The organism is Embleya sp. NPDC055664 (genome assembly GCF_053618075.1).
The window spans coordinates 61,830-76,033 of the sequence record NZ_JBSHGZ010000033.1; the positions used below are offsets into that span (position 1 = coordinate 61,830).

Genomic DNA, 14,204 nt, shown 5'->3' on the forward strand with positions numbered 1-14,204 from the left:
TCGGTGCCGGACCACCCCGCCGCAGCGCCCGCCGATGTCGGACCTGTGGGAGAAGATGGAGGTAATCGGTCGAAGGGGGCACGAATGAAGGGCGATCGGGTCGAGATAGTGGTCGACGCGGGCGACAGCACCAAAACCTACGAGATGACCGCGACCCGCGCGGGGCGCCGGCTCGACGTCGCGGTCCGGCGCGGCGTGGTCGAGGTGAGCGAGCTGACCCGGACGGGCACGGTGGTGCGCACGGCACGATTCATGGCCAGCCGCGTACTGGCCCTGGTCGAACAGCCGTTGGACCGCCCCGACACCGACTGACCATGCGGCGACGGCAGCCGAACCACCCGACTGCCGTCGCCCACAGTCGGCAACCACAGGCCATCACGTCCCGCGCAGGCGGCCCAAGTCCGCGCGGCAACCGCAGCCCGGTCTGCGTGCGGCGAAGAACGCGGCCCAAACTCGCGCGTCCATCGCGAGCGGCCCAAGCGGCGCAGCCACCGCAGGCTGCCAAAGCCCGCGTGCGGCAACCGAGCACGGCCCAAGCTCGCACGCACCGACCGCCCAACCCCGCATGCGCCAACCACAGGCCGCGCCGGCCTGCGCGCACCAACGGCTGCCGAAGCCTGTGCGCCGCAACCGCAGGACCGCTCAAGCCCGGCACGCGCCGACGGCGGCTGCCGAAGCCTGCGCGCACCAACGGCAGGCGGCCCGGGTCCGCGCGCGCCAACGGCCGCCGAAGGCTGCGTGCGGCAACCACCCGCTCCCGAAACCTGTGCGCCGCAACCGCAGGACCGCTCAAGCCCGGCACGCGCCGACGGCGGCTGCCGAAGCCTGCGCGCACCAACGGCAGGCCGCGCCGGCCTGCGCGCGCCAACGGCCGCCGAAGGCTGCGTGGGGCAACCGAGCACGGCCCAGGTCCGCGCGCGGCAACCGCCGGCAGCCCGAGGCGCGTGTGGCAGGCGCTGGGCGGACGGGCCTGCCTGGGTATCGATCGTGCGCCGTCCAAACCCCCATGTGCCGAGTGGGCCGGGCGTGGGGGCGTGGGCGTTTCGGTAGTCTGTTCGGTCGAAGATCGACACGGGTCGGTGCGGGGGACGAGACGGGGTGGCACCGAGGTGACGAGTCGTCAGGGCGGCCTGGGAGCGGTCGCGCGCCGACTCGCCGACGCGTTCACCTGGCGGGAGACCCCGTGGGGCACCTTCGCCGACGCGTCCGAGTGGTGGCACGACCCCGAACTGCTCGCGATGCTCGGTCCCGGGCTCGGCGCCCTGCACGCCGACGCGCGGCCGACGCTGATCGTCGGCATCGAGACGCGCGGCCTCGTCCTCGGTCCGATCACCGCGCTGCATCTGGGCGTCGGCTTCGTGGAGATCCGCAAGGATCGACGGATCGTGGGCGAGCACCGGGGGCCCGCCGCCGATCCCATGCTGCGTGCCGCCACCCCGCCCGAATACCAGGACGGCGGCCTCACCCTCGTGGTCCCGGGCCGGTTGTTCCGCCCGGGCGACCGGGTGTTGCTCGTCGACGAGTGGATCGAGACCGGCGCACAGGCGAGCGCGGTGCGCCGCATGGTCACCGAGGCCGGCGCCGAATGGATCGGCGCGGCGGTGGTGGTGGACGCCTGCGCACCGCACGTGCGGGCCCGACTGGACGTGCGTGGTCTGCTCACCGAGGACGATCTGCCGGCGTGACCCCCCGGTCACCGGCGTCCGCGGCGGGACCCGACGGTCGGCCCGGTCAGGCCGCCGTCGTGGTCTCCTCCCGGTCGTGCCCCTGCTCCTGCTCCTGCTCGCGCAACAGCGCGGCGCGTTCGGTCTCGCCGAGACCCGCCCACACACCTCGGCGTTCCGGGACCGACATCGCGTGCTCGTGGCAGCGCCGCCGCACGGGGCAGGAGATGCAGACCTTCTTGGCGACTCGCTCGCGCGCCCGGCGCTCGCCGGGTCGCTCCTGGTCGTCGCCGAAGAAGAGGCCGGCGTCCAGGCCCCTGCATGCCGCGTCCTCCTGCCACCCGTAACGCGGTGGTGTCGGTATGGCGATCCGTGTGGTCCCCATCGCCCCGTTCTCCTCCTGCTCGACGGTGCCAACGGTCAATGCGGGGCCCCCGTCCCGGCTGACCCTCTTGCTCCTACCGACGCATCGGATGAGAGACCGGTTTCCTCCCGCGGGGAATTCGGCTCCCGTTCGCGCAGGGTTGAGGGCGATCCCTCACTCCCTCGTTCGGAGCACCTCAACAACCAGGTCACAAGTGGGTCGTACACCTGCCCGATGACCGATTCGCCCCGACGGCCCCGGTAGCGTGACCGGAGGCCGCCGGCGGTTGTCGGGGGTTCGCGGAACGTACGGGAGGAATCTGGTGGGCAGCAGGATGCGACGGTTGCCGTCGGCCGTGCCGTTGATGGTGTCGGTCGTCGTGGTCGCCGGGCTGACCTCGTGCAGCGGCGGAGAAGACAAGAAGGACACATCGGAGACGACGGGCAGGGACTTCCTGACCGCGTGGCAGAGCGGCGACCTGACCAAGGCGGCGTCCTTCACGGACAACCCCGCAACGGCCAAGCAGGGTCTCGACACCACGAGCAAGCAACTGGGGATCGTCAAGGCCGAGTACAAGGCCGGTACCTACACCAAGGGCAAGGACAACGCGCCGGCCACGCTCGCGTACAACGCGACGTTGACCCTCAAGGGGGTGGCGGACCCGGTCAAGATCGCGTCCACGGTCCCGATCGTCACCGCGAACGGCAAGACGACCGTGCACTGGACCCAGACCATCGTGCACCCGCAACTGGCGGACAGCGGGAAGATCAAGCGGGATCGTACGCTGCCCAAGCGCGGCGAGATCCTGGACCGCTCGGGCAAGTCGCTGGCCACCACGACGCCCGTGGTGGCGTTGTCCCTGTGGCCGGCCAAGATCACCAACGCGGACGCGCTGTACGCGGCGCTGTCGGACCCGATGTTCGACCTGGACATCCCCAAGCTCAAGGGCCGGGTCGCGGCGGCGGATCCGAACCAGTCGCTGCCCCTGGTGACGCTGCGCAAGGACAAGTGGGACGGCGGCGGCCAGGTCAAGCTGGCCGGTCTGGGCGGGATCCAGGTCAAGGAGGGGGCGACCCAATCCGGCGACGTGGCGAAGCAGATCGTCGGCACGGTCGCCTCGGGTGACAACGCCGACCTGCTCAAGAACGCCGACCCGAGCGCCTCGTCGGCGGACCAGGTGGGCGCCTCCGGTCTGCAGTACCGCTACGAGAAGAAGCTGGCCGGCGTCGCCGACCTGAAGATCACCGTCGTGGACGCGGGCGGCGCGGAGAAGGCGACCCTGGTCGACGTCAAGGGCAAGCCGGCGGAGTCGCTGAAGACGACCCTCGACCCGGGCGTGCAGGACCAGGCCGAGAAGGCGCTCAAGTCGGTGACCGGCGGCAACAACGCCTCGATCGTGGTGCTCGACGCCAAGTCGGGCGGGATCCTGGCCGCCGCGAACACCCCGTCCAATGGCGACAATCGTGCCTTCACCGGGCGCTACCCACCGGGCTCGACCTTCAAGACCGTCTCCTCGGGCGCGCTGTTGCAGGCCGGCATCAAGCCGACCGACAAGGTGCCGTGTGAGAACACGCTGGTGGTCAACGGGCAGACGTTCAAGAACTACGACGGCCTCAAGCCGATGCCCGACGCGCTGTTCCAGGACGACTTCGCGCAGTCCTGCAACACGGCCTTCATCGGCAACCGCGCCAAGATCCAGAACGACACGCTGAGCAAGCTGGCCGGCGACCAGTTCGGGATCGGCGCCAAATGGGACGTCGGCACGGTCACCTTCGACGGCTCGGTGCCGACGGCCAACGGCGAGAACGACAAGGCCGCGTCGATGATCGGTCAGGGCCGGGTGCTGGCCAGCCCGCTGGTGATGGCCTCGGTCGCCGCGACGATCGCCTCCGGCAAGTTCAACCAGCCGGTGCTCGCGCCCGACGACGTGCCGGGCCGGGTGCCCTCGCATCCCCTGGACCCGTCGATCGCCGGCCAGCTCAAGGCGCTGATGCAGGGCGTGGTGGCGAACGGCTCGGGCAAGATTTTGCAGGGCATCCCGGGCACGGTGGGCGCCAAGACCGGTACCGCCGAGTTCGACGAGAAGGGCGAGACCCTGACCCACGGCTGGATGATCGCGTTCAAGGACGACGTCGCGGTCGCGGTGCTCGTGGAGAAGGGCAAGTCCGGTGGCTCGGCGGCGGGTCCGGTGGTGAAGGCCTTCTTCGGCTAGCCGACCTCCGACCGATGCGGGCCCTCCTCCCGGGGTCCGTGTGGGCCGTTCTCCCGGGTCCCCCACACGACCGGTCGACCGAAGCGAAGCCCCGGCGCGCGATGCGCGTCGGGGCTTTTCGGTGCGTCGAGGCGCGCCCGGCACGCTCCTTGTGACACCGGGATGCACCTGGACACCGTCCGTGTCCGATGCGAGCGTGAGGAGTGACCGGCAATGACAGCGGCGATCGTTTTCGCTCTCCGAAGGGAGTCGACGTCATGTCGAACAATGTCACCCTGGTGGCCCGGGTTCCGGTGCTGCCGTCCGCCGACGCCGAACGTCCGATCGAGCTGAGATTCGGCCCGCACACCGACGAGCACGGTCGGCCCACCGACGAGTGGACGGTGGAACGACTGACTCCGGACCAGGCCGCGAACCTCGTCGAGGACCTGGCCGCGGTGCTCGGGCTGAGCGTGGTCGGTCCGGCCGAACTCCGGGTGGTCTCCTGACCGGACGCACCCCCCACACGTCCCATCCGCGTGGCGCCCCCGTGCGCCGTACGGGTGGGACGCGTGTGTGCGGCGACGCGTTTCGGGCCGGCGGATCGTTCCGGCGCCGCACAATGGCCGCGTGAGCAGCCAGACCGCAGCAGTACGGAATTTGGCCGTCGGCGGCGACTCGCCCATGCCGGCCACGGAACCGCTCGGCGTCCGCGAGCCGCGGCCGAGCCGGGTCGGCGAGCGCCGCAAGGAGGCCGATGCGCACCCGACCGGCCCCCGGGTGCGCATGGTCCTCCCGGACGGGCAGCACCTCGAGGTCACCCTGGTGAGTTGGCACCAGTACCGGGACGGCAGTTGGCGCGCCCGCGTGCGCTGGCCCGTCTGGGGGGCGTACGGCTTCGCCGCCGACGTGGAGACGCGGGCGTGGGCGATGGAGTCCTTCGTACCCGCGAGTGTGCTCGGCGCGCTCGACGGCGAGGACTACGGCACCGTCCGCCGCGACCGCCCCCGCATCCCGGTCCCCAAACAACCCTGACCGCCCCGGGCCCGCCCTCGCGGCCCCGGTCGGCGGTCCCCACACCCACGTGGTCGCCCCCCGCACCCGTCCGGCCCCCCTTGCATGCCCGGGCGGCCGGGGGGCCAACGGGGGCGGTACAGTTCGTGGCTTCGGGTGACGAAAGGGTGACAACGGCGCCCGGTGGTTCGTCGAAACAACGGGCAACGGGTACATGTGTCCTAAATCCTGTTGCTCCAGGGTTGCCGGCCACCGATGCTTGCGGCATGTTCGATCCGGTCATCACCTCGCATGACGCCCTCCTCGGCCTGCTTCGCAGCGGCCACGGACAGGGCGCCCGGCGGGCCCTCGTCGCCGACCGCGTCGCCGTGCTCGACGCGCTCGACGGTTGCGTGGTCCGCGATCCCCGTGCCGTTCCGGCCACCGAGTCCCGCTCGCTCTATTACGCGCGCCTGTACGCGGACCTCGACGCCGGCCTCGACGGCCTCGCCCGACATCTGCTGTGCGAGGAGGACTGGACCGACGAGGACGCGGACCGCACCGCGCTCCCGCTCGCCGTCCTCGGCACGCTCGCCCGCCTCGGCCGCACCGACGCGACCGAGTTGTTGCGCGCCTACGTGGAGGAGGGCCGCGACTGGCCGGAGGCGCTGGACCGGCTCGCCGCCATCGGACAGGACGCGGCGCTGACCGGCATGCTCGACGTCGTGCTGGAGCGCGGCGAGGACGACGAACTCTACGACTGCGTCAAGCGCTCCACCGGCATGCGCCCGTGGCGGATCTGGGCGGCCGAGGACGAGCGGGTGCGCGCCGTGGTCGAACAGGTCGACCTGGACTGGTGGCGCTGGGAGTTGACCCGCTCCGTGCGTACCGGCACACCGCCGACCGCGCCTGCGCAGACCGTCGACCAGGTGCTCGCCGAGGCCGCCGACGGCCCACGCCAAGCGCTCGCCTGCGGCAGACGGCTCGCCGCCGTCGCCGGTCCGGAGCACCGCGGCGCGATCCTGGCCGCGGCCTGGGCCGGACCCGACGGCGCCAGAGCCGCCGCGCTGCGCTACCTCGGCGAACAGGGGGACGGCGCGCTGCTCGACCTGGCCGAGGGCGCGCTCGCACCCGACGCGCCCACCGGGGTGCGGCTCGCCGCCGCACACGCCATCGGCGGCCTGCGCACCCCCGCCGCGGTCGCCCGGGCCCGCACCTGGGCCGCCCGCGAGGACCTGCTCGGCGAGGTGGCCGTGCGGATACTGGCCGGTGCCGGGGAACCCGCCGACGGACCGATTCTGCTGCACGCGTTGCGCGCCAGGGTGGCCGCGGTGCCCCCGGTCGGCGCGGCGGACGCCGACCAGGCCGACCACTTCCGACTGCGCGACCTCGTCACCGGCATAGGGCGCCTCGCCCTCGTCGACGCGCTCGACCTGATCCGCGACGTCTACCGCGACGCCGCCTCCGCCGGCCTGCGCGCCTGCGCCGTGGAGACCCTCGCCCGGATAGAGCCCTCCTTCGCCGCCGAGACGGCCGTGGAAGCCCTCTGGGACTGCCAGGCCGACACCCGACTGATCGCCGCGCGCCATGTGGACGCGCGCCGCCCCGAGGCCGTGACGCGACTGCGCCGGCTCGCGGGCGACCCGGCCGAACACGCCGAGGTGCGCACCGCCGCCAAGGCCAGGCTGAGCGAGATGTGAGCGAGATGTAGCCGGCCCGCGGTCGAACCCGCCCCCGTTCGGCCCCATCCGGGGTGGGCGGGCGCCGAAGCTGTCGGCCGAACGTCCTAGGCTCTACTCCCATGACCGTTTCCGCCCGAGCCGTCCGGCCCGGGGAGCTGCCGCCGCCCGCCGGCCCGGCGCTGCCCCCGGGCGCGGCGCACCCCCGCTCAGGGGTGACCGAGGAGGGCCTGGCCCGCCGCCTCAAGGCCCTCGCCTGCACCGCGCCGCTGCACGACCTGGAGGCGCGCAAGGCCAACCTGGCGGGCGAGTACACCGTCTACGCGATGGCCGAACTCGGCCTCGCCGCGATCGACCTGGTCACGGTCACGATGGACTTCGACACCGGGGCCGACCACGACGAGATCGTGAGCCGGCTCCGCCCGCGCGTGGCCGCCCAGGCCCCCGGGCGCGACCCGGCCGAATACGAGCGCGTCGCCCGCTGGGTCCTGGAGAACCTGATCAACGTCGGCAGCGTCGACCGGGGCTTTCGCGCCGTCTACGGCATGTGGACCCGTGAGGGTGAATACATCCGGCGCGACTACGACTTCAAGCTCCTCGAAGAGGTCCCCGGCCCCGACGGGCACATCTTCCTGCGCGCCACCGACGAGGCGATCAACGTCCTGGTCGGTGCCCTCGACACCGACGTGACCAGTGCGCAGATCGCCGCCGACGTCAAACTCGACCACCTGATCCGACGCGGCCGGCTCGCCGAGGCCAGGTTCGCCGCCGAGCAGGCCCGCTACCGCACCGTGCAGTACGCCGAATCGCTGCGCCGCGCGCTGGACGCGACCCGGCGCAACGTGCGCGCCGTGGACTGGCTCCAGGCCGTACCGGACCTGATCGACGAGGCGTTCGACCACGTCGCGGACCGCTACCGGCACGAGAACGCGATCCTGATCAACATCCGCCGGGCCCGGGACGAGGCCGAGGAGAGCGAGCGCAAGCGCGGCGCGGCCGAGCTGGTCGACATCGTGCAGGACTGCATTCGCCGGCACACCCAGTTGCAGACCCGGCTGATGGAGGCCGGACCGCTGTTCCGGGCCGAGCAGGACCGGCAGGCGTTCGCCGCGCCGAGCACCCGCACCGGGCTCGACCTGTACGGGCAACTGCTGCGCCCGCTCCTGGAGTTGCCCGTCGGCGACGCACGCCGGGTGACCGACCGGTTCTTCGCCGCCGGCACCGGCCTGCGCACCCCCGTCGCGGTGCGCCTGCACGATCTGACCGAGATGTTGCTCACCCCGCCCGCGCCGCGCGACCACCTCGGCGCCGAACTGCCCGAGCCCGACGTGTCGCTCACCCCCGACGACAGCCGGTACAGCGAGCGCCAGCACGACGCGGCGGCGCTGCTCCTGGACATCCCGCCGGAGACTCCGCGCCGGTTGTCCGGGCTGCTCGCCGAGGCCCGCGAGGCCGATCCCGACCTCGGCTACCTGGTCGCGCTGCTCGCGTTCCACGCGGCCTCGCCGCCGGTGGGCACCGCGCTGCGCCAGGGCGATCGCACCCTGCTCGTGGCCGTCGACGACGGCACCGAACTCGACGACCCCGAGGTCGGCGGCGCCGACCTGATCATCGGCACGGCGGTTCTGACCGGCGCGCGACCCGAGCCGGAAGGGCCCACCCCCGGATGACCCACGACACGGCGGCCGACGCCGCCCCGATCACCTCCGCCGACGTCGGCGACGCGGCCCGCCTGGTCGCCTTCGGCCTCCAGCCCAAACTGCTGCCGGCGCGCGACGCGGAATACGCCGACCTGATCCGCCGACACCGCGAGGATCCGCGCTTCGCGGCGCTGGCCGCGGCCGTCGCGGCGGGTCTGGGCCTGGTCGTCCTGGAGGTGTCGCCGCGCGCCGGGATGGCGGTCACCGCCGGTGAGGACTCGGTGTTCGCGGTCCGGATGGGCGACTACGCGCGCCGGGCCGGTACCGAGTCGGCCGACCGCTTCCTGCACGGCCTGGCCCACCTGGCGGTGGCCGCGATGGCCTTCCCCCGCCCGGAAGACCTGGCCGACGACGCCTACGTGGGCCGGCTCAGCGTGCACGGCGTGGACGCCTTCGTCCGCCAGGCCTGCCGGCGCCTGGAGGAACGCGCCGAACTGCGCGGCGAGATCAGCGACCCCGAGGTGGACGGGCCGAGCCTGGAGGCGGCCTGGCGGGTCTACGCCAGACGCAGCGCCACCGGCGCGACCAAGGACGCCCGCCGACTCGCCGCCTCCACCGTGGGCATCGTGGCCAAGGCGGTGGCGTTCCTGGTCGACTCCGGCTTCCTGCAGCGGGTCTCCGACGACGGCGGCGGCACCTACCGCACCACGGCGCGCTACCAGCTCCAGGTCCGCGACACGGCCGGCTCGGCGGCGATGTCGGAGCTGCTGGAGCTGGGCGTGGTGGCGGTCACCGACGGCAGCCCGAGCCTGCTGGCCGCCGCGGTCGACGGCGAACTGGTGCCGGGGGCCGGGTTGCCCTTCCACGGCGTCTGACCGCGTGCCGGGGCGGCGGCGAGCGGTGCGGCGTGGGCCCCGATCGTCCGGGCGTGCCGCGCCGGGTGTGCCTCGCACCCTCCGTTCGCCCCCTCGCCCGCCCGTCCGTCAGCGCGTGCGTTGTTCCGATGGCGCGCGACGTGCGTGTTTCGCCCCGTTTGTTCGACCTGTTCCGTCCTGTGCTTCGATCAGAGAGATTTGACCGCCGATGTACGAGCTGTCCCGGGTCCGCCTGTTCTCCATCGGGCCCGCCGGTGCGCGTTACGCCGACACCGTGCTCGACCTGCGCGGGGTGGGTGCGCCCGTGCCCGACCCGGCGCCCAGGCAGGCGCAGTTGTTCGAGGGCGAGCCGGTCGGGCCGCCGCGCCGACCCGCGCCCGCGGGCGTGTTGTTCCTGGAGAACGGCGGCGGCAAGTCGGTCCTGCTCAAGCTGATCTTCTCGGTGATGTTGCCCGGACACCGCAACACCCTCGGCGGGGCCAGCTCGGGTGTGCTGCGCAAGTTCCTGCTCGCCGACGACTGCGGGCACGTCGCGCTCGAATGGCAGCACGTGCTCACCGGCGAGACGGTCGTGGTCGGCAAGGTCAGCGAGTGGCGCGGCCGACAGGTCTCCTCCGACCCGCGCAAGTTCGCGGAGAGCTGGTACTCCTTCCGACCCGGGCCCGGGCTCACCCTGGACGGGCTGCCGGTGCAGGTCGGCGGGCGGCGGCGGACCATGCGCGGCTTCCGCGACGCGATGACCGAACTGCACAAGGTCTACCCGGACGTGGACGTGGTCTGGGAGGAGATCCACGACCGCTGGATCGAGCACCTGAACGTGCTCGGCCTGGACCCGGAACTGTTCCGCTACCAGCGCGAGATGAACGCCGACGAGGGCGAGGCGGCGGGCCTGTTCGCGGTCAAGAACGACGCGGACTTCGTCGACCTGCTGCTTCGCGCGGTCTCCGACCCGGCCGACACCGACGGACTCGCCGACCTGGTCGACGGGTTCGCGGTCAAGCTCGCCCAGCGCGCCGAGCTGACCGCCGAGCGGGACTTCGTCGAGGGCGCGGTGGAACTCCTGGACGCGGTCGGCGAGGCCGCCTCGCGGCGCACCCGGGTACGGGCGGTGCACCGCAACGCCGAGGACGCCGCGCGCGGGCTCGGCCGCGAACTGGGCGCCCGGGCCGAACGGGAGCGCGAGCGGGCGGCCGAACTGGCCCGGCGGGTGGCCGACTCCGCCGCGGCCGTGGACGCCGCCGAGCGGGCCCGGGCACACGCGGCGCTCGTCACCGCCGAGATCACCCACCGGCACGCGGGCATGCGACTGACCGCCGCGGAGAAGGACGCCGCCCGGATCAAGCGCGAACTCGGCGACGCGCGCGGGCTGCACGCGGCCTGGCTGGCCACCGAGGCGGTGTTGCGGCATCGGGCCGCGGTGGACCGGGCCGAGCGGGTGGACGTGGCGATCCGGGCCGCCGAGCGGGACGCCGCGCCGGCCCTCGCCGCCCGCCAGGACGCCGCCTCGGCGCTGGTACGTGCGCTGCACGCGGCCGCCGCCGGGGCGGAGGGGCGGGCGGACACCGAGGAGCGGCGCGCGGCCGAACTCCAGGAGCGGGGCGAGCGGGCGCAGCGGGCCGCCACCACCGCCGCCACCGAGGCGCAGCGCACCCGCAGCGAGGCGGCGCATCTGCGCGCCCGGCTCGTGGAGGTGGGCGCCGAACTCGATCTCGCGGTCGAGGCGGGCTGGATCGACGACGACGGCGACCCGGCCGAGTCCGCCGCGCGCGCCTCGGACGAGGAGCAGGCGGCCTCCGCCGCCTGGACCGAGGCCCGGACGGCGGCCGAACAGGCGGCGGCGCGGGTGCGCGAGGCCGAATCCGCGCGCGGCCGGGCCGAGTTGGCCGCGGCCCGGGCGGCGGACCGGCTGGGCGTGGCCGAGGCCGACCTGACTGCCGTGCACGACAACGCGACGGCGCTGGCCGCCGAGCCGAGGGTGCGCGAACTGCTGGGCCCCGACGCCGAAACGGCGATCGGCGAGCAGGCCGCGCGCACCTTCGACCGGGCCGCCGACGTGCTGCGCGAACTGCTCGCCGAGGCGGTCGGCGACGGCGAGCGCACCCTGTTCCACCTGCGCACCGACGCCGCCGACGACTCGCGGATCCTGGCCGCGCTGGGCGACGGCGGCCTGCTGCCCGCCGGCCCCGACGTGCTGGCCGCGGTCGAACTCCTGGGCGAGCACGGCATTCCGGCCCTGCCGGGCTGGCGCTACCTGGCCCAGTCGGTGCCCGCCGAGCGGCACGCCGCGGTGCTCGCGGCCCGCCCGCAGCTGGTCGACGGCGTGATCGTCACCATGCACAACGCGATGGACCGGGCCCGGGACGTGCTGGCCGAGGCCGCGCTGCTGCCGCGCTCGGCGGTGGCGGTGGGCACCCCGCAGGCGCTGTTGGAGCCGGGCGAGGAGCGGGCGGACACGTTCCTGGTGCCGCCGAACCCCGCGATGCACGACGAGCGGGCCGCCGACACCGAGCGGGACGCGCTGCGCAGGCGGGCGGGCGAGCGGCAGGAGGCGATCCGCGAGCGGGCCGCGCGCCTGGAGGCCGATCGGGCGCTGGCCGGACGCCTGGCGACGTGGCGGGCGGCGTGCCCGGCGGGCCGGCTCGACGAACTGTTCGAGGCGGTCGCCGACGCGCGGGTCGAGCTGGCCGCCGCGCAGGCCGCGGGGGAGGCCGCCGAGATCGCCGCGGTGACCGCCGAGCAGGACCGGGCGCAGGCGGTGGACCGGCGCGATCGGCGGATGGACGCCGCGCAGACCGCGCGCCGCCGCGCCGACGCGCTGGCCGGACTCGCCTTCCGGCTGCGCGAGCGGGCCGGGTGGGCGCGCCGGATCCGCGAGCTGGAGCAGGAGACCACCGAACACGAGGCAGGCGCCGAGGCGGACCGGCTGCTGGCCCGCACCGCCGACGAGGACCGCCGGCAGGCGCAGCGCTCGGCCGACGACGCGCGCCGCACCGCCCGCGCGCTGCGCGAGGAACGTGCCGAGATCACCGGCGCGTCCGAGGAGCCGGGTGCCGACGAGGCGGCCGACGAGGCCGCAGCGCGGGCGTCGTTGCCCGCGCTGCGCGAGGCGTACCGCACCGCCCGCGCGCTGTACGAGAAGGTGGGCGTGGGCGCCGACCTGCGGGCCGAGCAGGCCCGCGCGGAGAGCGAGGAGTCGGCCGCGCAGGGCACCCTGGACCGGCTCACCGCCAAGGTGCGCCGACAGGCCGCCGAGCTGCTTGACGGATTCGACGGCTCCGACGGCCCCTCGCGCCTGGCCGCCGCCGGCCGCGCCGAGGACCACGTACGCACCCTGGAGGGGCGCGCCGACGCGGCCAGCGAACTGCTCGGCCGACTGCGCGGCGAGGTGGAGCGGCACGCGCCCGCCGAGGGCCACGAGCACCACCTGGACCTGCCCGAGGAGCAGCGACCCCGCGACGGCGCACACGCACACGAGTTGTTGCGGGCCGCCGGCGCCGAACACGCGACCCGGACCGAGGAGGTCGCGTCGGCCCGCGAGACGCACGTCCGCCTGGTGCGCGAGCACACCGAGGCGGAGCACGCGGCCGGCGCGTTCGGCGAGGTGGCGGGCTCCCTTACGGACACGCTGCCGGCGGTGCCGGTGGACCCCGAGCAGCCGGCCGCGACGCCGTTCGCGGGTCCGGTCGCCGACGCGCGGGACGCGGCGACCACGTGCCGGCGCGCGCTGCGGGCCGCCGCGGCCGACCTGTCCGCCGCCGAGGCCCAGGTCCGCGAGCGCACCGAGACGCTGGTGCGGCACGCGGGCGCGACCCGGTTCGAGCAGGTCCGGATGCCCGCGCGGCAGCAGATCCGGGAACTGCCGCCGGCCGCGCTCGCGGAGCATGCGCCCGCCTGGTCGGCGGCGTTCGCGCCGCGCCTGCGGGTGCTCACCGACGAGCTGCGCCAGATCGAACGCAACCGGGACAGCATCGTGGACCGGATGCGCGGGATGGTCGAGGCCGCGCTGACCACGCTGCGCGCCGCGCAGCGGTTGTCCCGGCTGCCGGAGGAGCTGGGCGAGTGGTCCGGGCAGGAGTTCCTGCGGATCCGCTTCGACGAGCCGGACGCGGCGGCCCTGGTCGAGGCGCTCGGCGAGGTGGTCGACGAGGCGACCCGGACGATTCGGCGCGGTCGCGACGGCACGGTCGGCGGGGTGCGGCGGGACGGGATGACGCTGCTGCTGCGCGGGGTGCACGCGGCGCTGCGCCCGCGCGGGGTGCAGGTGGAGATCCTGAAGCCGGACTCGGTGTTGCGGGCCGAACGGGTGCCGGTGGGGCAGATGGGCGACGTGTTCTCCGGCGGCCAGCTGCTGACTGCCGCGATCGCGCTCTATTGCACGATGGCGGCGCTGCGCAGCAACGACCGCGGCCGGGCCCGGCACCGGCACGCCGGGACGTTGTTCCTGGACAACCCGATCGGGCGGGCCAACGCGTCGTATCTGCTGGAGCTCCAGCGCGCGGTGGCGGATGCGCTCGGAGTGCAACTGGTGTACACCACGGGGCTGTTCGACACCACGGCGCTGGCCGAGTTCCCGCTGGTGGTGCGGTTGCGCAACGACGCCGACCTGCGGGCGGGGCTGAAGTACATCTCGGTCGAGGAGCACCTGCGGCCCGGGCTGCCGGTGCCGCAGGAGCCGGACGCGCCGCAGATCGTCGGCGAGATCCACGCGACCCGGGTGTTCCGCAAGCCGGTGGAGCAGGTGGCTCCGGTGGAGCCGGTCGAGGCGATGGAGGCGGCGGAGCCGATCGGCTGAGGCCGA

10 protein-coding genes are annotated in these 14,204 nt (G+C 74.2%); 9 read left to right on the plus strand and 1 reads right to left on the minus strand.

The features are described 5' to 3' along the window. Nucleotides 1-84: 84 nt before the first annotated feature. A complete protein-coding gene (locus ACWGR4_RS36900) occupies nucleotides 85-312 on the plus strand; it encodes a hypothetical protein (protein ID WP_380000988.1) in 228 nt (75 codons plus the stop codon). A 797-nt stretch (nucleotides 313-1,109) separates the two neighbouring features. Next, a complete protein-coding gene (locus ACWGR4_RS36905) occupies nucleotides 1,110-1,685 on the plus strand; it encodes a phosphoribosyltransferase family protein (RefSeq protein WP_452129606.1) in 576 nt (191 codons plus the stop codon). A 46-nt stretch (nucleotides 1,686-1,731) separates the two neighbouring features. Here the strand turns inward: ACWGR4_RS36905 and ACWGR4_RS36910 are convergent, their stop codons facing one another. Further along, nucleotides 1,732-2,049, minus strand: a complete 318-nt coding sequence (locus ACWGR4_RS36910; protein ID WP_380000984.1) for a WhiB family transcriptional regulator — start codon at nucleotides 2,047-2,049, stop codon at nucleotides 1,732-1,734. Between the two features lie 301 nt (nucleotides 2,050-2,350). On the opposite strand from ACWGR4_RS36910, the gene ACWGR4_RS36915 reads away from it, so the two are divergent. The 7 genes from ACWGR4_RS36915 to ACWGR4_RS36945 all read left to right on the plus strand — a co-directional run bounded on the left by ACWGR4_RS36915 (nucleotide 2,351) and on the right by ACWGR4_RS36945 (nucleotide 14,198). After that, complete coding sequence (locus ACWGR4_RS36915) at nucleotides 2,351-4,240, plus strand: penicillin-binding transpeptidase domain-containing protein (RefSeq protein WP_380000982.1); 1,890 nt, start codon at nucleotides 2,351-2,353, stop codon at nucleotides 4,238-4,240. Nucleotides 4,241-4,497: 257 nt separating this feature from the next. Further along, complete coding sequence (locus tag ACWGR4_RS36920) at nucleotides 4,498-4,728, plus strand: hypothetical protein (protein ID WP_126640696.1); 231 nt, start codon at nucleotides 4,498-4,500, stop codon at nucleotides 4,726-4,728. Nucleotides 4,729-4,849: 121 nt separating this feature from the next. Then, on the plus strand, nucleotides 4,850-5,254 hold the full coding sequence (locus tag ACWGR4_RS36925; RefSeq protein ID WP_380000980.1) for a hypothetical protein: 405 nt from the start codon (nucleotides 4,850-4,852) through the stop codon (nucleotides 5,252-5,254). A gap of 245 nt (nucleotides 5,255-5,499) precedes the next feature. Then, nucleotides 5,500-6,912, plus strand: coding sequence for a HEAT repeat domain-containing protein (locus ACWGR4_RS36930; RefSeq protein WP_380000979.1), 1,413 nt, complete (start codon nucleotides 5,500-5,502; stop codon nucleotides 6,910-6,912). A gap of 101 nt (nucleotides 6,913-7,013) precedes the next feature. Further along, on the plus strand, nucleotides 7,014-8,561 hold the full coding sequence (locus tag ACWGR4_RS36935; protein WP_380000977.1) for a hypothetical protein: 1,548 nt from the start codon (nucleotides 7,014-7,016) through the stop codon (nucleotides 8,559-8,561). Beyond that, nucleotides 8,558-9,406, plus strand: a complete 849-nt coding sequence (locus ACWGR4_RS36940; RefSeq protein ID WP_380000975.1) for a hypothetical protein — start codon at nucleotides 8,558-8,560, stop codon at nucleotides 9,404-9,406. Before ACWGR4_RS36935 ends, ACWGR4_RS36940 begins: the two co-directional genes overlap by 4 nt. Before the next feature lie 208 nt (nucleotides 9,407-9,614). Beyond that, nucleotides 9,615-14,198 carry a hypothetical protein gene (locus ACWGR4_RS36945; protein WP_452129607.1) on the plus strand — a complete coding sequence of 1,528 codons (4,584 nt, stop codon included), beginning with the start codon at nucleotides 9,615-9,617 and terminating at the stop codon, nucleotides 14,196-14,198. The last annotated feature ends 6 nt before the right edge of the window (nucleotides 14,199-14,204 follow it).

Bases quoted from the DNA above. Each gene is read 5' to 3' on its own strand.
- ACWGR4_RS36940 (WP_380000975.1), top strand. From the start codon at position 8,558: ATGACCCACGACACGGCGGCCGACGCCGCCCCGATCACCTCCGCCGAC.
- ACWGR4_RS36920 (WP_126640696.1), top strand. From the start codon at position 4,498: ATGTCGAACAATGTCACCCTGGTGGCCCGGGTTCCGGTGCTGCCGTCC.
- ACWGR4_RS36900 (WP_380000988.1), top strand. From the start codon at position 85: ATGAAGGGCGATCGGGTCGAGATAGTGGTCGACGCGGGCGACAGCACC.
- ACWGR4_RS36930 (WP_380000979.1), top strand. From the start codon at position 5,500: ATGTTCGATCCGGTCATCACCTCGCATGACGCCCTCCTCGGCCTGCTT.
- ACWGR4_RS36935 (WP_380000977.1), top strand. From the start codon at position 7,014: ATGACCGTTTCCGCCCGAGCCGTCCGGCCCGGGGAGCTGCCGCCGCCC.
- ACWGR4_RS36910 (WP_380000984.1), bottom strand. From the start codon at position 2,049: ATGGGGACCACACGGATCGCCATACCGACACCACCGCGTTACGGGTGG.
- ACWGR4_RS36945 (WP_452129607.1), top strand. From the start codon at position 9,615: ATGTACGAGCTGTCCCGGGTCCGCCTGTTCTCCATCGGGCCCGCCGGT.